General features: G+C 70.9%; 20 protein-coding genes. 12 read left to right on the forward strand and 8 right to left on the reverse strand.

From position 1 onward, the window contains the following. The first annotated feature begins 179 nt into the window (after positions 1–179). From AB0J88_RS25905 to AB0J88_RS25920, 4 genes are read left to right on the forward strand one after another with little or no spacing between them, the layout of a single operon-like run. Positions 180–2,936 carry a nitrate- and nitrite sensing domain-containing protein gene (locus AB0J88_RS25905; RefSeq protein ID WP_364352081.1) on the forward strand — a complete coding sequence of 919 codons (2,757 nt, stop codon included), beginning with the start codon at positions 180–182 and terminating at the stop codon, positions 2,934–2,936. Next, positions 2,933–3,349, forward strand: a complete 417-nt coding sequence (locus tag AB0J88_RS25910) for a roadblock/LC7 domain-containing protein (protein ID WP_364351617.1) — start codon at positions 2,933–2,935, stop codon at positions 3,347–3,349. Before AB0J88_RS25905 ends, AB0J88_RS25910 begins: the two co-directional genes overlap by 4 nt. Positions 3,350–3,402: 53 nt before the next feature. Continuing rightward, positions 3,403–3,768, forward strand: coding sequence for a DUF742 domain-containing protein (locus tag AB0J88_RS25915; protein WP_364351614.1), 366 nt, complete (start codon positions 3,403–3,405; stop codon positions 3,766–3,768). Next, entirely contained in the window at positions 3,749–4,357 is a 609-nt protein-coding gene (locus tag AB0J88_RS25920) for an ATP/GTP-binding protein (RefSeq protein WP_364351611.1), read from the forward strand. The genes AB0J88_RS25915 and AB0J88_RS25920 overlap by 20 nt, the downstream gene beginning before the upstream one ends. Before the next feature lie 21 nt (positions 4,358–4,378). On the opposite strand, the gene AB0J88_RS25925 is transcribed toward AB0J88_RS25920, so the two are convergent. Further along, positions 4,379–5,353, reverse strand: a complete 975-nt coding sequence (locus tag AB0J88_RS25925; protein WP_364351608.1) for a sugar phosphate isomerase/epimerase — start codon at positions 5,351–5,353, stop codon at positions 4,379–4,381. Positions 5,354–5,476: 123 nt separating this feature from the next. On the opposite strand from AB0J88_RS25925, the gene AB0J88_RS25930 reads away from it, so the two are divergent. Beyond that, positions 5,477–6,517, forward strand: a complete 1,041-nt coding sequence (locus tag AB0J88_RS25930) for a glutathione S-transferase C-terminal domain-containing protein (RefSeq protein WP_364351605.1) — start codon at positions 5,477–5,479, stop codon at positions 6,515–6,517. A gap of 44 nt (positions 6,518–6,561) precedes the next feature. Further along, the gene (locus tag AB0J88_RS25935) at positions 6,562–7,911 is read left to right on the forward strand and encodes an MFS transporter (RefSeq protein ID WP_364351602.1); all 1,350 of its coding nucleotides are present in this window, start codon (positions 6,562–6,564) and stop codon (positions 7,909–7,911) included. Here the strand turns inward: AB0J88_RS25935 and AB0J88_RS25940 are convergent. Further along, a complete protein-coding gene (locus AB0J88_RS25940) occupies positions 7,908–8,366 on the reverse strand; it encodes an SRPBCC domain-containing protein (protein ID WP_364351599.1) in 459 nt (152 codons plus the stop codon). The two genes, AB0J88_RS25935 and AB0J88_RS25940, sit on opposite strands and share 4 nt — an antisense overlap. An 89-nt stretch (positions 8,367–8,455) precedes the next feature. Between AB0J88_RS25940 and AB0J88_RS25945 the strand changes: the two genes are divergently transcribed. Next, positions 8,456–9,685: an alpha/beta hydrolase gene (locus AB0J88_RS25945; RefSeq protein ID WP_364351596.1), complete on the forward strand. Its 1,230-nt coding sequence runs from the start codon at positions 8,456–8,458 to the stop codon at positions 9,683–9,685. Here the strand turns inward: AB0J88_RS25945 and AB0J88_RS25950 are convergent. Both AB0J88_RS25950 and AB0J88_RS25955 read right to left on the reverse strand, forming a co-directional pair. After that, on the reverse strand, positions 9,682–10,098 hold the full coding sequence (locus tag AB0J88_RS25950) for a hypothetical protein (RefSeq protein ID WP_364351593.1): 417 nt from the start codon (positions 10,096–10,098) through the stop codon (positions 9,682–9,684). The genes AB0J88_RS25945 and AB0J88_RS25950 overlap by 4 nt on opposite strands. Positions 10,099–10,186: 88 nt before the next feature. Then, positions 10,187–11,014 carry a hypothetical protein gene (locus tag AB0J88_RS25955; protein WP_364351590.1) on the reverse strand — a complete coding sequence of 276 codons (828 nt, stop codon included), beginning with the start codon at positions 11,012–11,014 and terminating at the stop codon, positions 10,187–10,189. 140 nt (positions 11,015–11,154) lie between these two features. On the opposite strand from AB0J88_RS25955, the gene AB0J88_RS25960 reads away from it, so the two are divergent. Then, entirely contained in the window at positions 11,155–11,919 is a 765-nt protein-coding gene (locus AB0J88_RS25960; RefSeq protein ID WP_364351587.1) for a maleylpyruvate isomerase family mycothiol-dependent enzyme, read from the forward strand. Here AB0J88_RS25960 and AB0J88_RS25965 read toward each other — a convergent pair. The 4 genes from AB0J88_RS25965 to AB0J88_RS25980 form a co-directional block, all read right to left on the reverse strand. Continuing rightward, positions 11,916–12,458, reverse strand: coding sequence for a DUF305 domain-containing protein (locus AB0J88_RS25965; protein WP_364351584.1), 543 nt, complete (start codon positions 12,456–12,458; stop codon positions 11,916–11,918). The genes AB0J88_RS25960 and AB0J88_RS25965 overlap by 4 nt on opposite strands. A gap of 70 nt (positions 12,459–12,528) precedes the next feature. Then, positions 12,529–13,239 carry a lytic polysaccharide monooxygenase gene (locus AB0J88_RS25970; protein WP_364351581.1) on the reverse strand — a complete coding sequence of 237 codons (711 nt, stop codon included), beginning with the start codon at positions 13,237–13,239 and terminating at the stop codon, positions 12,529–12,531. A gap of 117 nt (positions 13,240–13,356) precedes the next feature. Next, entirely contained in the window at positions 13,357–15,105 is a 1,749-nt protein-coding gene (gene ctaD / locus AB0J88_RS25975) for a cytochrome c oxidase subunit I (protein WP_364351578.1), read from the reverse strand. A gap of 121 nt (positions 15,106–15,226) precedes the next feature. Next, positions 15,227–16,387: an FAD-dependent monooxygenase gene (locus AB0J88_RS25980; protein ID WP_364351575.1), complete on the reverse strand. Its 1,161-nt coding sequence runs from the start codon at positions 16,385–16,387 to the stop codon at positions 15,227–15,229. Between the two features lie 86 nt (positions 16,388–16,473). Between AB0J88_RS25980 and AB0J88_RS25985 the strand changes: the two genes are divergently transcribed. From AB0J88_RS25985 to AB0J88_RS26000, 4 genes are all read left to right on the forward strand, one after another. Next, positions 16,474–17,184 carry a helix-turn-helix domain-containing protein gene (locus tag AB0J88_RS25985; RefSeq protein WP_364351572.1) on the forward strand — a complete coding sequence of 237 codons (711 nt, stop codon included), beginning with the start codon at positions 16,474–16,476 and terminating at the stop codon, positions 17,182–17,184. Positions 17,185–17,258: 74 nt separating this feature from the next. After that, a complete protein-coding gene (locus tag AB0J88_RS25990; RefSeq protein ID WP_364351569.1) occupies positions 17,259–17,939 on the forward strand; it encodes an acetate uptake transporter in 681 nt (226 codons plus the stop codon). Between the two features lie 32 nt (positions 17,940–17,971). Continuing rightward, complete coding sequence (locus AB0J88_RS25995) at positions 17,972–18,715, forward strand: ThuA domain-containing protein (protein WP_364351566.1); 744 nt, start codon at positions 17,972–17,974, stop codon at positions 18,713–18,715. Then, positions 18,712–19,743, forward strand: a complete 1,032-nt coding sequence (locus AB0J88_RS26000) for a Gfo/Idh/MocA family oxidoreductase (protein WP_364351563.1) — start codon at positions 18,712–18,714, stop codon at positions 19,741–19,743. The genes AB0J88_RS25995 and AB0J88_RS26000 overlap by 4 nt, the downstream gene beginning before the upstream one ends. Positions 19,744–19,762 lie beyond the last annotated feature (19 nt).

Raw genomic sequence — 19,762 nt, forward strand, 5'->3', positions numbered from 1 at the left:
AGGCAACGACTGTCTGTTGTGCACCCGACGACCGTTTGCTACCGCCATCCCCCTTCCGTACACCCCCAGAAACTGATGAAATCGCCGCCGTGCCGCGTGAGCCGCGGGGGCGCCGTGACGACCGGTGGCGGACCCGCCACGTAACCCACCACGGAGGCGATGGCGTGACCACCGGACGGATGACGCTGCCTACGCGCGGCCCCAGGACCACTGGGCTGGAACGGCGCGGGCTGCCGCGCCTCGCGGACGCGCGCATCCGCTCGAAGCTCGGTCTGCTGTTGCTGGTGCCGTTGGTCGCCGTTATCGCGCTCGCCGCGGTGCGGCTGGTCGACGTGTCCCGCCAGGCCTCCGATGCGACGCTCATCCGCTCCCTGTCTGAGCTGTCGATCGACGTCTCGGCGTTGACGCAGAACCTGCACAAGGAGCGCATGGCCGCCGCCGCGTTCCTGGCCACGCCGGAGGCCAAGGCGGACGCGTACAACCTGCGGGTGCGCAGCACCGACGCGCTCGTGACCACCTACCAGGCCCGCCGGGCCAACCTGCCCGACCTGCCGGGGTCGGTGCGCAACCGGCTCGCCGCGATCGACGACCACCTGGCCGGGCTGGCCGGGATCCGGGAGGAGACGCTGGCCCGCGGCCAGATGTCGGTCGCCGAGGCGACGTTGCGCTACGGCGTCGTGCTGGGCGACCTGGTTGCCTACGGCGAAGCGGTCGGGCAGGTGTCCGGCGAGGGCGACCTCGCGGACAGCCTGCGTGCGATGGCCGCCTTCGCCCGCGCCAAGGCCGCCACGGCCGAGGAGGAGGCGGTGGTCTTCGCCGCGCTGTCCGCGGGTGGCCTGAGCCAGGAGCAGTTCTCCGCCTTCGTCGCGACGCTGACCAGTCAGCAGGAGGCGTTCGCAGCCTTCGCCGGTTCGGCCTCGGCGGCCCAGCAGGGCGCGGTCGACCGGACCGTCACGGGCGACGCGTCGCTGCTCGCAGACCAGGTCTCCGCCCAGCTGACCCGCTCGGTCGGCGAGGCGGCACCGTTCCCGGCCGCGGTCGGCAGCCCGGCCATCGGCGCGGTCAACGACCTGATGCGCTACGCCGAGACCAACCTCGAGCGGGACCTGCTCGGCCAGGCGGACGACGCCCGCGCCGCGGCGGTGCGACAGGCGACGATCGAGGGCACGCTGGTGCTCACCGTGCTGCTGGTCGCGCTGCTCCTCGCGATCGTCATCGCCCGGTCGCTCAACCGCTCGCTGTTCCGCCTGCGCGACGGCGCGCTCACCGTGGCCAACGACAGCCTGCCCGAGGCGGTCGGCCGGCTGCGTGAGCTCGAGAAGCTGGGCGAGGGCGGCGTCGAGGAGATCGTCAACGGGGTACGCGACCCCATCCGCCTGACCAACCGCGACGAGGTGGGCGAGGTCGCCGCGGCCTTCAACGTGGTGCACCGCGAGGCGGTCCGGATCGCGGCGGAGCAGGCCGCGCTGCGCACCAGCGTCTCCGCGATGTTCCTGACCCTGGCCCGGCGCAGCCAGACCCTGGTCGACCGGATCATCGGCGAGCTCGACTCGATCGAGCGCGGCGAGGAGGACCCGAAGCGGCTGGCCAAGCTGTTCGTGCTCGACCACCTCGCCACCCGGATGCGCCGCAACGACGAGAACCTGTTGGTGCTGGCCGGTGCCGACACCGCGCCACCACGACGTGAGGACGCGTTGCTCATCGACGCGCTGCGCGCCGCACAGTCCGAGGTGGAGGCCTACAACCGGATCGAGTTCGGCACGGTCGACCCGGACATCTCCGTGTCGGCCAAGGCGGTCAACGACGTCGTCCGGATCCTGTCGGAGCTGCTCGACAACGCGACCCGCTTCTCCCCGCCGAACACCGTGGTGGTGGCCGACGCCCGGCGGATCCGTGACTACGTGGTGGTCCAGGTCGAAGACCGCGGCCTCGGCCTCGACGACGACCAGATCGAGGTGCTCAACCAGCGGCTGTCGGCGCCGTCGCCGGTCGACGTCTCGGCGTTCCGGCTGATGGGCCTCGCGGTCGTGGCGCGCCTGGCGGCACGCTACCGGATCCAGGTCGAGCTGCGCCGCACTCTCGACCAGGGCACCGTCGCCCTCGTCACGCTGCCGGCCGAGATCGTGGTCGTGCCGCAGCACGCGGGCCACCCGCCGACCCTGCTGCCGCGCAAACGGGTGCCGGCGTCCGCCTCACTGAACGGCAACACGGCCGGCGGCAGTGCGTGGGCCAACCGCGCCTCGGCGACCACGCTCGCCGAACCGCCGGCCGCGCCGGCCCAGTGGGACATCCCCCTGCCGCAGCGGCCCGGGTTCGCACCACCGGCGCCGCCGTCACCGATTCCACCCGCACCGAGCGCGACCGTGCCACCCGTCGTGGGCGGCGAGACCGCACTGCTCGCCGAGCCCAGCCGGGAGGCGACCACCGAAATGCCGATCTTCCGGGAGATGGAAGCCGTCTGGTTCCAGTCGCACGGCCACGGCTCCACCCAGATCCTGCACCTGCCCGACAACTATCTCCCGCCGACCAGCGGCCCGGCGGCCGCACCTGGCCCGCCTCCGCCGGCCGCACCCGTGCCGCCGCCCGCGCCCGCTCCGTCCGCCGTCCCGACCCAGCCGACGGGGAGCCCCGCCCGGCCGAGCGCACCGTCGGCGGCGGACGACGAGCTCTGGCGGACCGCCGCCGACGAAGGCTGGGCACGGGCCAACCGGGCGTCGAAGCCGGCGACCGACGGCACCACCCGGTCCGGCCTGCCCAAGCGGGTGCCGCAGGCCCAGCTCGTGCCCGGCGGAGTGGAGACCCGTCCGCGGGAGGGCGTCAAGCGCGCGCCGGAAGAGGTCCGCGGCCTGCTGTCCGCCTACCACCGCGGCGTCCAGCGGGGACGCACGGCCGGCGCCGAGCCGGGCCAACCCGACGCGAGCAAGGAGACCCGATGAACAGGGCACCGACCATGCAGGACATGGCCTGGTTGCTGAGCAACTTCGCCGACAGCGTCGCCGGCATCGCCCACGTGGTCGCCGTCTCCGCCGACGGCCTCCTGCTCGCCTCGTCGCGGGACCTACCCCCGGACCGGGCCGACCAGCTCTCGGCGATCACCGCCGGCGTGGTCAGCCTGACCACCGGGGCCGCGCGGATGTTCGACGGCGGCAACGTGCTCCAGACCGTGATCGAGATGCACAGCGGCTACCTGTTCCTGATGTCGATCAGCGACGGGTCGTCGATGGCCGTGCTGGCCGGGCGCAACAGCGACGTCGGCCAGGTCGGCTACGAGATGGCCCTGCTGGTCGAACGGGTCGGCAAGGCCCTCTCCCCCGAGCGCCGCGAAGCCGCGATCGGCCGCCGGTCGTAGCACAGTGGACGAGAACGTGCCGCCCCCGCACAACCGCGAGGAGGTAACCGCGCATGGAACCGCCGCACGGCGATCCCAGGGGCGCGCTGGTGCGCCCGTACGCGGTTACCCGCGGCCGCACCGAGCCGTCGCGTCACATCGCCCTCGAGGCCGTCCTGACGGCCAGCGCGCACGCGGTCACCGAGGCCAGGTTCGCCGGTCACGACAAGTACCGCATCGCGCAGATCTGCCAAGCCACGCCCCAGTCCCTGGCCGAGATCGCCGCGTACACCCGCCTGCCGCTCGGCGTCGCTCGGGTGATCGTGGCGGACATGGTCGGCGAGAGGCTGCTGACGCTGCACAGCGCCGCACCCGCCCAGCGCTTTGAGGAACGGATGGAACTGTTGGAGAGGGTGCTAAGTGGACTACGCAGGCTCTGACCGCGAGCGGGGCATCATCCCGGCGAAGATCGTGATCGCCGGTGGCTTCGGCGTCGGCAAGACCACGATGGTCGGCGCGGTCTCCGAGATCACCCCGCTGACCACTGAAGCGCTGCTCACCACGGCCGGCTCGGGGATCGACGACCGGTCCAAGGTGCCGGAGAAGGAGACCACCACAGTGGCGATGGACTTCGGCCGCATCACGATGGCCGAGGACCTGATCCTGTACCTGTTCGGCACGCCCGGTCAGACCCGGTTCTGGTTCATGTGGGACGAGCTCGTCCGCGGCGCGGTCGGTGCGGTGGTGCTGGTCGACACCCGGCGGATCACCGACGCGTTCGCACCGCTCGACTACTTCGAGAAGCACAACCTGCCGTACCTCGTGGCGCTCAACTGCTTCGACGGCGCGCCGACCTACGAGGCCGACGAGGTGCGCGAGGCGCTCGCCATCCCGCCGAGCGTGCCGTTGCTGATGACCGACGCCCGTCGTCGCGAGGCGGTCAAGCAGACGCTCATCGAGGTCGTCGAGCACGCCATGCGGGCACTGCGCGAGGAGTTCGGCCGCGGTTCGCCCACGCCGGTCGGCTGAGCCGAACCGCGGCCGTCCTCTTTAGAACCTCAGGTTGGCCAGGTAGTTGTAACCGACGCGGGCCGTGTCGATCGACTGCGCCGGTGTGCGCGGTGCCGTGCCGGCGTCGTCGCGCTCGACGATGAACTCGTCGATGCCGGCCTCGCGACCGTGCTGGAAGATGCGCGCGAAGTCGATCAGACCGGCGCCGACGTCCGCGAACGAGCCGGCGTCGTTCATGTCCTTGACGTGGAACTGCTTGATGCGCCCGCGGTTCTCGCGGATCACGTCGACCGGGTCGTGCGCTCCCCGGGTGACCCAGAACAGGTCGACCTCGAGGTGCACCAGGTCGGGATCGGTCTCATTGGTGAGGATGTCCCAGCCGGTGGTGGTGCCACCGTCGAGACGGAAGAACTCGAAGTGGTGGTTGTGGTAGCCGAACCGCAGACCGGCCTTCTTGGCCAGCGCGCCGGCCTTGTTGAGGTCGCGGGCGAACGCCCGGTAGGTCGCCGAGTCGCGGATGATGCCGTTCGCGCCCACCCCGAAGAACGGGTGGACGATGTAGCGCTGGCGGAGCAGCCGGGCGTCGGCCAGAGCGGCCTGCCACGCCGCGGCGTCGAACGGCTGCGGTATGCCGACGTGCCCGGACGTCGCCCGCAGCCCGACCGCGTCCAGAGCGGCCTTGAACTGGGCGGCGGTGCGGCCGACGAAACCGGCGTGCTCGACCCGGGTGTAGCCGATGTCGGCGAGTGCGCGCAGCGTGCCCGGCAGGTCCGCGGCGAGCTGGTCACGCAGGGTGTAGAGCTGCACGCTGATGTTGTCGCGCGGCACGCGGCCGTGGTTGCCACCGCGACCGCTCGCGCTGGCCGGCGTGGCGCCGAGACCGACGGCCCCGACGGCCCCCGCTGCCGCCGCGACGGTCGCGGCTCGCAGCGCGCCGCGCCGGGTCAGGGTGGTCCGCTGCTCCTCCGTCAGCGGAGGAGCGCTCTGGTGTGCTTCGTTGTCGTTGACGCACATGGATGAATGCCTCCTGGCGTTCGGGACGGGAAACTCGACCAGCATCGATGCTTGGTCAAGCTACCCCGCGGCGCAACCCGGCGGGAAGATCTGGACGGGCGCCCGGCCGGATCGCGAGGCACTATGGGACACATGTCCGACACCACGACCGAGCAGGGCGTCTACCTCAACCCCGCCGGCGAGTTCACCCGTGACCAGCGCTATATCGCCTCCCGGATCACCCGGGACGGCCGCGACGGTTACCCGGTGGAGCCCGGCCGTTACCGGTTGGTGGTCAGTCGGGCATGCCCGTGGGCCAGCCGGGCGGTGATCGTCCGGCGGCTGCTCGGGCTGGAGAACGCGATCTCCATGGCCATCGCGGGGCCGACGCACGACAAGCGGAGCTGGACCTTCGACCTCGATCCGGGCGGCGTCGATCCGGTGCTCGGCTACGAGCGGCTCCAGCAGGCGTTCTTCAAGCGGTTCCCCGGCTACGAGCGGGGCATCACGGTGCCGGCCATCGTCGACGTCACAACGGGCGAGGTGGTCACGAACGACTACCCGCAGATCACGATCGACATGTCGCTGGAGTGGCGCGACCACCAGCGCCCGGGTGCGCCGGAGCTCTACCCGGAGGCGCTGCGCCCGGAGATCGACGCGGTCAACGAGGTGGTCTTCAAGGACGTCAACAACGGCGTCTACCGGGCCGGCTTCGCGGGGTCGCAGGAGGCCTACGAGAAGGCGTACACCCGGCTCTTCGATCGGCTCGACCGGCTCTCGGACCGGCTCGAAGGCCAGCGCTACCTGGTCGGTGACACGATCACCGAGGCCGACGTGCGGCTGTTCACCACGCTGGTCCGCTTCGACGCCGTCTACCACGGACATTTCAAGTGCAACCGGCAGAAGCTGACCGAGATGCCGGTGCTCTGGGCGTACGCGCGGGACCTGTTCCAGACGCCGGGGTTCGGCGACACCGTCGACTTCGACCACATCAAGCGCCACTACTACGAGGTGCACCGCGACATCAACCCGACCGGCATCGTGCCGTCCGGCCCGGACCTGTCGGGCTGGCTCACGCCGCACGGCCGCGAGGCACTCGGTGGGCGCCCGTTCGGCGACGGCACCCCGCCCGGCCCGGTGCGCGACGACGAGGTCGTGCCGCCGGAGCACACGCCGGAGGGCTGAAACCTGGTTGACCTCAAGCCCACTTGAGGTCCCATCATCGTGCGGTGACCCTCACCGCTGTCGAACCCGACACCCAGCTGTTCGGCCGCCGGTACGCGCTGGCCACCGCCGGCTCGACCAGCCTCGTGTTCCTGGCCGCGTTCGAGGCCCTCGCGGTCACCACCGTGATGCCCACCATCACGGCCGAGCTCGACGGCCGCGCGCTCTACTCGCTGGCGTTCGTGGCGACCACGGCGGCCAGCGTGGTCGGCAGCGTGGCCGCCGGTGCCTGGGCCGACCGACGCGGCCCCAGGCGGGCCTTGCTCGTGTCGATCGTCGTGTTCGCGCTCGGCCTGGCGGTGGCCGGCACGGCCGGCACCATGGGCGTCTTCGTGGCCGGCCGGTTCCTCCAAGGCCTGGGCGCGGGCGGCATCACGGTCGCGCTGTACGTGCTGGTCGCCGCCGTCTACCCGGCCGCGCTGCACCCGCGCATCTTCGGGCTGTTCGCCGCCGCCTGGGTGGTGCCGTCGATGGTCGGCCCGTTCGTCGCCGGTCTGGTGGCCGACGCGTGGAGCTGGCACTGGGTGTTCCTCGGCGTGCTGGTGCTGGTCGCCGCCGCGACCTTGGTGATCCTGCCGGTGTTGCGGTCCACCGTGGTCCCGCCCGGCACGGCCTCGGCCGGTGCCGGCCGGCGGATCGGCGCGGCCGCGGTGGTGGCCGCCGCGGCGGTGGCGGCCGGGCTGTCCAGCGAGCTGGCCGACGCCCGCGGGTGGCTGGTAGTGGCGGTCGCCGGCGCGCTCGTGCTGGCCACCGTCCGCACGCTCCTGCCGACCGGCACGCTGCGCGGCCGACCGGGCCTGCCCGGCGCGGTGCTGCTCAGCGCCGCCGCCGGTGGCACCTTCTTCAGCACCGAGGTCTACCTGCCGCTGCTCCTGCACGACCGCTACGGGCTGCCCGGCTGGCTGTCCGGCTTCACGCTGACCGTCGGCGCGATCGCCTGGGCCGCCGGCTCACACGTGCAGGGCCGCATCGGTGCCCGCTGGACCGACTCGGCGGTGCTCCGGCTCGGCGCGCTCTTCCTGGCCACCGGCGCCGCCGCGGAGCTGGTGACCGCCCTGGTCAGCCCGCACTGGCTGTTCGTTGGTGCCGGCTGGCTGCTGGCCGGCGCCGGGATGGGCCTCATGTATCCCCGCGTCAGCACGCTGGTGCTGGCCGCCTCGGCGCCCGGCACCCAGGGCTTCAACACGGCCGCCAAGAGCATCGCCGACGTGGTCGGCGGCAGCCTCGCCCTGGCGCTGGCCGGCCTGCTGTTCCAGTCGCTGGCCGGCATCGGCGCCTGGTGGTCCTTCGCCGGCACCCTGACGCTCTCGACCCTGCTCGGTGCGGCCGCCGTCACCGTCGCCCGGCGGGTCTAGGCCGCCTTCGCGCGGTAGGACTCGAGGACCCGGGTCCAGCCACCGTCCTCGGCGAAGCGGGCCTGGTCGGCGGCCTGGTCGGCGTGCCAGCCGCTGTGCTCCAGGCGCACGTCGGTGGCCGAGCCGTCCGGGGTGAAGCTCACGTCGACGAGCGTGGCGCCCGGCGTGCGCAGGCCGTGGGTCCAGCTCAGCGCGACCCGGGCCGACAGCTCCCAGATGGCGACCTCGCCCCACTCGTACTCGGTGCCGTCGGCGGCCCGCTCGTAGACCCGGCCACCGACGCGGGGCTCCAGGACCACGGCTGCGAGCGCGTCGCCGCCGGCCGTGAACGCCCTCGGCCACCAGTCGCCGATCCGGCCGGTGAACAGGTCGAACGCCTCGGTCGGCCCGACCGGCACCACCAGCTCCCGGACGATCGGCGGCAGCTCCGAGTCTTCGTACCCCCGCGTGGTCATGATCCGATTCTCCCTGCTTTCGGCTTTGTCCAGCCTGCCAGTCCGGGCCGTGCGACGCTGGCCAGAGGCCAGCCCAGGTGGAGGTTCCGATGACCAGGATCGGCGCCAAGGACGAGCTGTTCGGTGCACAGACGCTGCGGACCATGGGACACACCCCGTACGGGGGCGCCGACATCGGCGAGTGCCTGGCGACGCTGGCCCGAGTCCAGGGCACGGACCTGGACAGCTGGTACGGCGAGTGGACGCTGACCGCCAACCGGCTCCAGGCGCTGGCCGAGGCCGAGGAGGCCGCGGGGCACGTGGAGAGCGCCCGGCTGGCGTACTGGCGGGCGTCGAGCTACTTCCGCAACGCCGGCACGATGCTGCTCGGCGCGCCCCTGGACCGGCGGGTGGTCGAGGCCAACCTGCGGCAGACCGACGCGTTCCGGCGCGGCGCCGCCCTGTTGCCGCTCCCGCCCAAGCAGGTGGAGATCCCGTTCCCGGACGGCTCGCTGCCCGGCTATCTCTTCCGCGCCGGAGACTCGCGGGACCGGCCGATGTTGATCTGCCTGGGCGGCTACGACAGCACGGCCGAGGAGGGCTACTTCTTCAACGGCGCGGCCGCGCTGGCCCGGGGCTACGACGTGTTGACCTTCGACGGCCCGGGGCAGGGCACCGCCCTGCTCCAGCGTGGGATGGTCATGCGGCCGGACTACGAGAACGTGCTGACTCCAGTGGTCGACTTCGTGCTCGGCCTGCCGGACGTCGACGTCAACCGGATCGCCCTGATCGGGCTCAGCCTCGGCGGTTACCTCGCGCCGAGGGCGGCCTCCGGTGAGCACCGGCTGGCGGCGTGCATCGCCGACGGCGGCCAGTACGACCTGTTCGACGCGGTGCTCCAGCGGATGCCCGCGCCCGTGGCGCGTGGCTTCGCCGAGGGGCGCTCGTCGTCGGCGGCGCTGCTGCGCCGGGTGCTCCGCGGCATGGACCGCCGGCCGACCGCCGGCTGGTCGTTGCGCCGGGGTCAGCTCGTGCACGGCGCGGCCGACTCGATGACCTACCTGGACATGCTCCGGGACTACACGCTCAAGGGCCGCGCCGGGCGGATCACCTGCCCGACCCTGGTCTGCCACGCGGAGTCCGACCCGCTCGGCGCCCAGGCGCCCGAGCTCTACGACGCGCTGACCACCCGCAAGGAGCTGATCACCTTCACCGTGGCGGAGGGCGCGGGCGACCACTGCGAGGCGGGCGCCCGGACGCTGTTCCACGCGCGGGCGTTCGGCTGGCTGGACTCGGTCCTGCGCCCGGCCGCGGTGCTGAGCGGCACCAGGAACCCCTAGGGTCCGGCCTCGTGGCCGGGGCGGCCCTTGGTGCGGCGCCGCTCTTTCATCTCCGCCTCGAAGAGGTGGCGGCGCCCGCCGGCCAGCCGCTCGCGGGCGCGGGCCTCCAGGTCGCGGAAGGCCGCGTAGTAGCCCTCGTCGTAGTCCTCGACGATCTGGTACGTCCAGCGGCCCTCGATGACGTTGCGGCCGATCAGGTCGTCGCGCACCGCGTCGGCGAACTCGTCGTGGCCGGCGCGGCGCAGCAGGTCGACCGCCTCGTCGAGCATCAGGTCGGCGTGCCCGGTGAGCTGGTGCATCGAGTACAGGTGGCCGCGTACCCGCTCGACGGTCTCCAAGGCCTCGCTGAGCTTGCCGAGGGCGGCCACCGTGTCGTCGTCGAGCCCCGGCGGGCGTTCGTGCTTGTCGGTCACGATCTCGTCCTTACCCCACCGCAACCTGGACAATGCCGAAGGTGGAGCCGCCCACGAACGGGGGCGACTCCACCTCTGGTGTGGGCACCTAGGCCGCGTGCTTCCCGCGGCGGCGGGTGCGGGTCGCGGCGACGACGATCGCGCCACCGGCGAGCAGCACCAGGCCGCCCGCGACGACCGGCACCGGGTCGGGACCCGGGGTGACCGGCAGCGCGCCGCCGGGCACGGTCAGGTTGTCGACGGAGGAGACCTCGTTGCCGCCACCCGGGATGCTCTGCCGGGCGACGATCCGGTAGGTCCCGGGCCGCAGGCGCGGCGAGATCGTGCAGGACCAGTAGCCGTTCTGGCCGACCGTGGTGTTGCAGGTCCCGGCCGCGGCAGCGTCGCTCTCCTGCCGGTCCTCGTTCCACTGGTTGCCGTTGCTGCCCGGACCGTTGTTGGCGGCTCCGTTGTTGTTGGGTCCGGTGCTCGGCCGGCCGCCAGGACCGTTGTTGGCCGGGCCGGTGCCCGGACCGTTGCCGGGACCGTTGTCGCCAGGCTGGCCGTTGTTGTCGGGCCGGCCGTTGCCGTTGTTGTCGGGTCGGCCGTTGCCGTTGTTGTCGGGTCGGCCGCTGCCGTTGTTGTCAGGCCGGCCGTTGCCGTTGCCGTTGTTGCCCGGCTGGTTGCCGTTGTTGCCTGGCTGGTTGCCGTTGTTCCAGTGGTTGTTGTCGTTGTTGCGCTGGCTCAGTGCCTCGACCGCGACCCGGGCGCCAGGCTGCCCGACGCCCCGCACGGTCGGTGTGTTCGAGATGGTCGAGCCGGTCTGCGGACTGGTGATCTGAAAGCGAGCACCGTCCGCGAACGCCGGCGAGCTCAGCGCCAGCGCGAACCCGACCACCGCCGCGCCCAAGCCCACCCTCGTGCGCAGTTTCCCCATTGGTTTCTCCCTTCACAACACTCCCAGGGCCGAATATATGCAGAGAAACTTCGCATAAGAGGCGAATCACGGAAGTTGGCAGGATTGGGCGCGAATGCCTGGCGTGTCGCGCTTAGCTTTCTAAGAGAGAGGTGATCGCGATGGCTATCGACACCCAGCCGCAAGCGCTGAGCCGGCGCCGGGCGGCAGAGGTGGCCGCGGCGGAGCTACGCGCCTTCGGCGCCGCGCTGGCGTCCCTCGACGACACGGACTGGGCCAGGCCGACCGACTGCCGGGGCTGGACGGTCAAGGACGTCGTCGCGCACGTCTGCGGGCAGTACGAGGAGCTCAGCAAGCCGACGGTGCTGCTGCACCGGCTGCGGGTCGCGCGCAGCCGCTACCCGGACAAGATCGCCCTCGACGGGCACAACCAGGTGCAGATCGACGAGCTGGGCGGGCTGTCGCCGATCGAGCTGTTCGCGCACCTGAAGCGGCACGGCCCGGTCGCCCTCAAGCGGGTCCGCCTGATGCCGGGGCTGTTCCGGCGGATCTCGACCCTGCGGTTCTTCCCCGAGTCGCCGTTGCAGGAGTCGAACCTCGGCTATCTGGCCGACGTGATCCTGCCGCGCGACACCTGGATGCACCGCATGGAGCTGGCCCGGGCGACCGGCGGGGTGTTCGACGTGGACGACCACGACCACGAGATCGTCGGCCAGGTGGTCCGCGAGCTGGACCTCGGCTGGCAGCGCCCGCCGCTGCGGCTCGAGCTGACCGGCCCGGCCGGTGGCGTCTGGGAGATCGGCCGCGGCGCACCGGTCGAGTCGGTCACCGCCGACACGCTGGCGATGATGCTGCACCTGTCGGGCCGCGACGGAGTCGAGTTGCCGAAGGACAGCCCCCTCGAAGCCGCCCGCGTCGTGTTCTAGCCGACCATCCGGAGCAGCCGCTGGATCTGGGTACGGACGGTCTCGTCGGTGCGGGCCGCGAGCTCGCGCGTCGGAGGGTCGACGCCGGTCGCGGTCTCCATGCGGGCCAGCTCCACCGCGCCGTGCTGGTGGCCGATCAACATCGTGAGGAAGGTGCTGTCGAACTCGCCGCCCGTCAGCCCGGCCAGCCGCAGCAGCTCGGCGTCGTCCAGCAACGGCAGGCCGCCGTGGGCCTCGTGCAGGCCGGCGTGCGCGGCGGAGACCAGCGGCTCGTCCCAACCGCTCAACCGGGATCTGATCGTGGCCGTCTCGGCCGCCTGCGCGGTCGCGATCTCGGTGGCCACGGCCTTGACCTCCGGCCGGCTGGCCTGCTTCTCCCCCAGCGTCAGCAGCTTCGCGGCCGGCTCGTGGTGGGCGAGCATCATCTGCAGGAACATCACGTCGGTGTCGTTGTAGGACGGTGGCGCGGCGGGTGCGGGTCCCGCACAACCCGCCACGAGCAACAGCACCGCCGCGAGAAACGCGCGTCGTCCGGTCACCGAGGCCTCCTTGCCGGTGCGGGCAGGGCAAGTGGCCCGCGCCGCCGGACGGCGCGGGCAACTCGATTCCTCAGGAGCAGGCGCCCTGGTCGCGCCAGACGCCCCACTCGCCGGTGGTGCCGGGCGTCTCGCCCTGCGTCCACCACTGGGCCTGCCAGCGGCGGCCGTTGTAGGAGACGATCGCGCCACCGTTGTAGACCGCGCTCGCGCTCCACGCGGTGCCGCAGCTCGTCGGCGGCGGAGGCGGCGGCGGGTTGGTCCCACCACCGCCGCTGCCGACCTGGAGGTCGACGCAGGCGTAGAAGGCGTTGTTGGTGTCGGCGACGTTCCAGCGGGCCAGCACGGTGAGCCGGCCGGTGCGGCCGCCGAGGCTGACGTTGTGCGACTTGGTCGCGCCGGGCTGGGCGCCGCCGTCGTTGAAGCTGGCGATCCGGCTGCCGCCGACGAAGTACTCCCAGGTGCTCGTGGCGTGGCGGGCCGTGATGACCCAGTTGAACGTCACGCTCTGGCCGACCGAGGTCGCGGGCCAGGCGCGGCTGTTGTCGTTGAGGACGGAGAAGCGGCTGCCGCCACCGTTGCACTGCATGGAGCCCTTGGGGGCTTCGACGCTCTGCGGCTCGTACACGATGTCACCGCAGTTGGCAACCCGGCCCTGCGCGCACATCGCCTGCCGGCTGGGCGGTGAGGAGATGTAGCCGTGCGCCTGAGCCGGCGCGGCCAGGAACATCGAGACCAGCAGGGCGGCGACCGTCAGCACCGGAAGCATGATGCGTCTACGCATGAAGTCCTCCTCACTTCATAGAGCGATACCGATCCCTTCTGGCCCCAAAGAGTAAGGTAAACAAACCTAACAGTAAATAGACCTAACGAAATTTCTCGATGCCTGGTTTGCGGCCGGCTAGCGGCGGGGCTTGTCCTCGGGGTACGAGGCTCCGCCGTCCGACTCGCGACTGAACGGCTTGGCGCCACCCTCCGGCGGCCCGGCGATCGACTGTGCACCGGCGGCGAGCTCCGGGAACTTCTCGTCGAAGGCCGGTCGCTCGGAACGGATCCGCGGCATCCGGTCGAAGTTGCGCAGCGGCGGCGGCGAGGAGGTCGCCCACTCCAGCGAGTTGCCGTGCCCCCACGGGTCGTCGGCCAACACCACCGGACCGGCCTTGTACGCCTTCCAGCAGTTGTAGATGAACGGCAACGTCGAGGCACCGAGGATGAAGGCGCCGATCGTCGACACCTCGTTCAGCGTGGTGAAGCCGTCGCTCGGCCGGTAGTCCGCGTACCGCCGGGGCATGCCCTCGTTGCCCAGCCAGTGCTGCACCAGGAACGTCGTCTGGAACCCGAGGAACGTCAGCCAGAAGTGAATCTTGCCGAGTCGTTCGTCGAGCATCCGACCGAACATCTTGGGGAACCAGAAGTACACACCCGAGTAGACGGCGAACACGATCGTGCCGAAGAGCACGTAGTGGAAGTGCGCCACCACGAAATACGAGTCGGAGACGTGCCAGTCCACGGGCGGGCTGGCCAGCAGCACGCCGGTCAGCCCACCGAGGAGGAAGGTGACCAGGAAGCCGATCGCGAACAGCATGGGTGTCTCGAACGTGATCTGGCCGCGCCACATGCTGCCGATCCAGTTGAAGAACTTCACACCGGTCGGCACCGCGATCAGATAACTGAGGAAGCTGAAGAACGGCAGCAGCACCTGGCCGGTGGCGAACATGTGGTGTGCCCACACGCTCATCGACAGCGCCGCGATCGCGATCGTCGCGCCGACGAGGCCCTTGTAGCCGAACAGCGGCTTGCGGGAGAAGACCGGGATGACCTCGGTGATGATGCCGAAGAACGGCAGCGCGACGATGTAGACCTCGGGATGCCCGAAGAACCAGAACAGGTGCTGCCACAGCAGTGGCCCGCCATGTGATGGCTCGTAGACCTTGGCGTCCAGGATCCGGTCCGCGCCGAGTGCGAACAACGTCGCCGCGAGCAGCGGGAAGACCATGATGACCAGCACGCTGGTGATCAGGATGTTCCAGGTGAAGATCGGCATCCGGAACATCGTCATGCCTGGCGCGCGCAGCGTCACGATCGTGGTGATCATGTTGACGGCGCCGAGGATCGTGCCCAGACCGGAGATGATGAGACCGAACACCCACATGTTCGGGCCGACGCCCGGCGTGTTCTCCACGTCGCTCAGCGGCGTGTAGGCGAACCAGCCGAAGTCCGCGGCCCCGCTTGGGGTGAGGAAACTGATCAGCACCAGCGAGCCACCGAACAGGTAGAGCCAGTACGCGAACGCGTTGAGCCGCGGGAAGGCGACGTCCGGCGCACCGATCTGCAACGGCACGACGAAGTTCGCGAACGCGAACAGGATCGGCGTCGCGAACAGGAGCAGCATGATCGTGCCGTGCATCGTGAACAGTTGGTTGTACTGCTCCGGCGACAGGAACTGCATACCGGGCCGGGCGAGCTCGGCGCGCATCAGCATCGCCATGATGCCGCCGGCGATGAAGAACCCGAAACTCGTCGTCAGATACAGGATGCCGATCTGCTTCGCGTCGGTCGTGCGGATCAGACGCGACAGAGCGTTCCCGCGCACCTGTTCCCGCACCGGCCATGGACGCGTCACGATCGGCTTTGGAACTACGGACGTCAAAACAGCCCCCGGGGTCGTCTGCCAACCAGCCTTGGGCCTAACGACGCTGGCGGGCCGGCAGACGCGCCCCGATCGGGCGAAACCTGGCGCGGTGCGTTCCGGTCAGCGCCGTGATCCCCCTTCAGGGGTAGTCCGGCAGATCGGCGGCGCTGGCCAGGGCCGTCGAACTGCTGACGAGTAGGCGCCGGACCGCCGCCCGGCGGAACATCGTGTTGCGCAGCCACAGTCCGGCGCGGCTGGACGGCGCGAGGAAATGACCCGGGCTCGCGCCCTTCTGCCAGCGCCCCGCGTACGACCGCATCCTGCCTTCGTAGGCCGTGAACGCGGCCGTGACGTCGCCAGCGGTGCGGGCCAACTCGCCGGCCAGCACGTAGGCGCCGACCACACCGGTGCCGACGCCCATCCCGCCGAGCGTCACGCCCCAGGCCGCGTCGCCGAGCAGCGCGATCCGTCCTTTGCTCAACGTCGGCACGGAGACCCGGCTGATCGCGTCGAAGTAGAGTTCCGGCGCGTCGGCCAGCCCGGCCAGCAACCGGGGCACGTGCCAGCCGAGCCCCTTGAACGTCTCGCGGACCACGGCCTTCTGCGCGTCGAGGTCGTGCCAGCCGACGCCGAGCGGCTTGGACGCCCAGACCGCGAGAGCGCCGGCCCGGCTCGGGTCGCGGTCGTCCGCGGCGACGCTGGCCATGCGCCCGGGCACGTTGTACTGCTGCGAGACGGTCAACGCGCCCAGGTCGTTGGGGACGTCCCAGCCGGCGATGTGGTAGCCGAGGTGCTTCACGAACCGCTCCTCCGGCCCCATGGCCAGCCGGCGCACCGTCGAGTGGATGCCGTCGGCGCCCACGACGGCGTCGTACCGGCCGGTGTTGCCGCTTCTGAACTCGACGTCGACGCCGTCGCGGCCGTCGCGCATCGCGGTAATCGAGTCGCCGAAGACGTAGCGGACGCGGTCGGCGCTGCGCCGGTGCAGCACCGCGGTCAGGTCCCGACGACGGATCTCGACGTCGCCGCCGGCGAACTCGACCGGCAACTCGAAGATCGTCTTCCCGTCCGCGTCGACCGTCCGCATCGCGCCGGCATGGGTCTGCACGGCCTTGATCTCGTCGAGCACGCCAAGCCGTTCCAGCACCCGCAGGTGCGTGGGACCGCGGAAGTCGACGGCGAAGCCGCTGGTGCGCAGCCTGGGCGCCACCTCGACCACGGTGGTCTCGGCTCCGGCGTCGGCGAGGCGGCAGGCCAGCGCCGGCCCGGCTATGCCCGCGCCGGAGATCAGGATCTTCATTCTCATCCATCCCTTACTGTGTCTCTCGGATGCTGTTTACGATAGACACAGTTTCTTGCCGGCAGCAACCCCTAAGGTGGCGACTGATGGACAAGCTGTTGTGGGGGCCTCCTGCCGGCCCTCGACGGGGGCCGCGGCCGGCGTTCACGCTGGACGACATCGCCCGCGCGGGCATCGCGATCGCCGACTCGGACGGCCTCGCGGCCGTCACCATGCAGCGGGTCGCCGACCAGCTCGGCGTGACCAAGATGGCGCTCTACCGCTACGTGCCGGGCAAGGCCGAGCTGGTCGCGCTGATGCTCGACATCGGGCTGGGCGGCCCGCCTCCCCCTGCCGGTCACGACTGGCGCACGGCGCTGGATGCCTGGTCCCACGCGCTTTTCGCGGCCTTCGCCGCTCACCCGTGGGCGACCGAGGCGGCCGTCGGTGCTCGCGTCATCGGGCCCAACGAGCTCGGCTGGCTGGAGGCGGCGGTAGCCGCGCTCGCCGACACCGGGCTGCACGGGGCCGAGATGCTGGACGTGGCGGCGACCCTGGCCGGCCACGTGCGCAGCCTGGCCCAGCAGGCGGCGAGCATGCCCGCCGACGCGGAGGGCGCTCTCGACGACGCCATCGCCGCCCTGGTCTCGGGGCGGGAGGACCGGTTCCCGGCTCTCAGCGCGGCGATCGCGGCCGCACGTACGGGCGGCCCGCAGAACCAGGCGCTCGCCTTCGGTCTCGCCCGCATCCTCGACGGCGTGGCCGCGCTGATCGCCGAACGGGCCGCCGGCGCCACATCCACCCATCCCGTCCCGTAAAGCGGCGGACCCTGGCCTGCGGCCTCAGGCCGGTGGAATAGTCGGAATTGCGCACGTCTGACAAGGGGATCGCAATGACCGACGCCGACCCGCGCACGCCTTCTGCCCGACTTTCCGCCGGAGAAGCCGAAAATCGGGCGTTCGGCGGGGTCGCGGACGCCGCACCCATGGGGCTCGCCGCGTTCGCGCTGTCGACCTTCCTGTTCTCGGTGTTCAACGCCGGCTGGACCAGTGGCACGACCGCCTGGCTCAGCTTCGGCTTCGTCGCCGGCGGCCTCGTACAACTGCTGGCCGGGATGTGGTCCTTCCGCAACCGCAATCTGTTCGGGACCGTCGCGTTCTCGATGTACGCCGCGTTCTACTTCGGACTGTCGCTGTACTTCACGCTGGTCGCACCGAGCGCCGACGCGGCGGCACAACGCAACGACCTCGCCTGGATCCTGTTGGCGTTCGCGTTGTTCAACTTCTATCTGCTGCTGTGGTCGAGCCAGGTCAACGAGACGCTGTTCGCGATGTTCTTCTTCCTCGGCGTCACGGAGGTCGTGCTCTGCATCGGCTTCTTCGTCGACAACAGCACGGCGGTGCGGGTCGGTGGCTACCTGGGCGTCATCACCGCGCTGATCGCCTGGTACGCGGGATCCGCCGCGCTCATCAACGGACTGCTCCGCCGGGACCTGGTGAAGGTGGGCGGACCGATCAGGTTCGACCTCGAGCGCCGGCTGGCACACCGGCGCGTCGCGGCGCCTGAGCGCTAGCGGGTCGGGCAGCCCTCGCCGAGAATGCCGGGATGGCTGATGAACCGATCCGGGTGACGGTGTGGGGCGAGGGCCGGCACGAGAAACGCGACGCGAACGTCGCCGCTCTCTATCCGTCGGGGATGCACGAGACGATCGCCGCTGGCATCGCCTCGTGCGCGGGTGCGGCGGTCTCGGTTCGTTGCGTCACGCTCGATGATCCCGCGCAGGGGCTGCCGCCGGCGGTGCTCGACACGACCGACGTGCTGACCTGGTGGGGGCACATTGCCCACGACGAGGTGAGCGACGAGCTGGTCGACCGGGTGCAGGAGGCGGTCCTGGCCGGGATGGGCCTGGTCGTGCTTCATTCGGGTCACTGGTCCAAGATCTTCAAACGACTGATGGGTACGAGCTGCGCGCTGCGCTGGCGCAACGGCGACGACCGGGAGCTGGTGTGGACGGTGGATCCGGCACATCCGGTGGCGGCCGGGGTGCCGAGCCCGATCTCGATACCGCAGCAGGAGATGTACGGCGAGTTCTTCGACATTCCCGCGCCCGACGAACTGGTCTTCGTGAGCTCGTTCACCGGGGGCGAGGTGTTCCGCAGCGGGTGCGCGTGGCGTCGTGGGCGGGGCCGGGTCTTCTACTTCAGCCCAGGTGATCAGGACTATCCGGTCTATCACCATCCCGACGTACGCCGGGTGATCGCCAACGCCGCCGTCTGGGCCGCGCCGGCCAGTCCGCGCTCTTCCACGCCGATCGCCTATGCGGCGCCGGACTGGTTCGAGGCGTCGTGAGCCCGCTTCGGGCGGTGCTGGTCGGTGCCGGGGCGATGGGGAGCGAGTGGCTCTCCGCCCTCGCTGCCAACCCTGATGTGTCGGTGGCCGCGGTGGTCGATCTCGACCTGGCGGCCGCCGCGCGTTTGGCTGGGGGTGTCGTCCCGTCGGCGACCACTCTTGATTCGGTCGCCGCGGGTGCCGACTTCGTGGTGAACGCGACCGTGCCCGCCGCTCACTTCGCCGTCACGAGCGCGGCGTTGCGGCTGGGTCTGCCGGTGCTGGGCGAGAAGCCGCTGTCCGCGACGCTGCCGGAGGCGTTGACACTGGCGGCGTTGTCGTCGTTGACGGGCTCGATGTTCGTGGTCAGCCAGTCGCGGCGGTTCGAGCGACATCTGGCGGGTTTCAAGGCCCGGCTGTCCGCCCTGGGGCCGGTCGGGTCGTTGACCACGGAGTTCTATCGCGGCGCGCGCTTCGGCGGCTTCCGGGAGACGATGGACCACCCGTTGCTGCTGGACATGGCCATCCACGCGTTCGACACGGCCCGCTATCTGCTCGACGACGAGCCGGTGTCGGTCTATTGCGACGCGTACAACCCGCCGTGGAGCTGGTATGCCGGTGACGCTTCGGCCAACGCGCTGTTCCGTTTCGCTTCCGGCACGCGCTATTCCTATGTGGCCTCGTGGTGCGCCGAGGGCGGAGACACGTCGTGGAACGGGAACTGGCGCGGGGTGGCGTCCGGGGGCACTGCCTTCTGGGACGGCGACCTGGCCGATGCCAACACGCTGCTGGAGACGATCGGTGCGTCGCTGTCGGTTTTCGTTTCTGCTCTGCACGCGGGCCGGCCCCCGGCAACCGCCGTGCATGGCAACGTGATGAGCCTGGCGATGGTCCTGTGCGCGGTGGCGTCGGCCGCCAGCGGGGCTGTGGTCGTGGTCGACGACGTGCTGGCTCAGGCACACGCTTCCGCCGTCGCCGCGGCCGACCCTGACGTGGCCGAGGTCCTTCGGTCGTGGCCATCCGTACGTGGGGCGCTGGAAATGTCGTAGGGGTGTGGTTGTCTTCTCG

The sequence above is a fragment of the Asanoa sp. NPDC049475 genome, from assembly GCF_040676915.1.
In the GTDB taxonomy this organism is placed as follows: domain Bacteria; phylum Actinomycetota; class Actinomycetes; order Mycobacteriales; family Micromonosporaceae; genus Asanoa.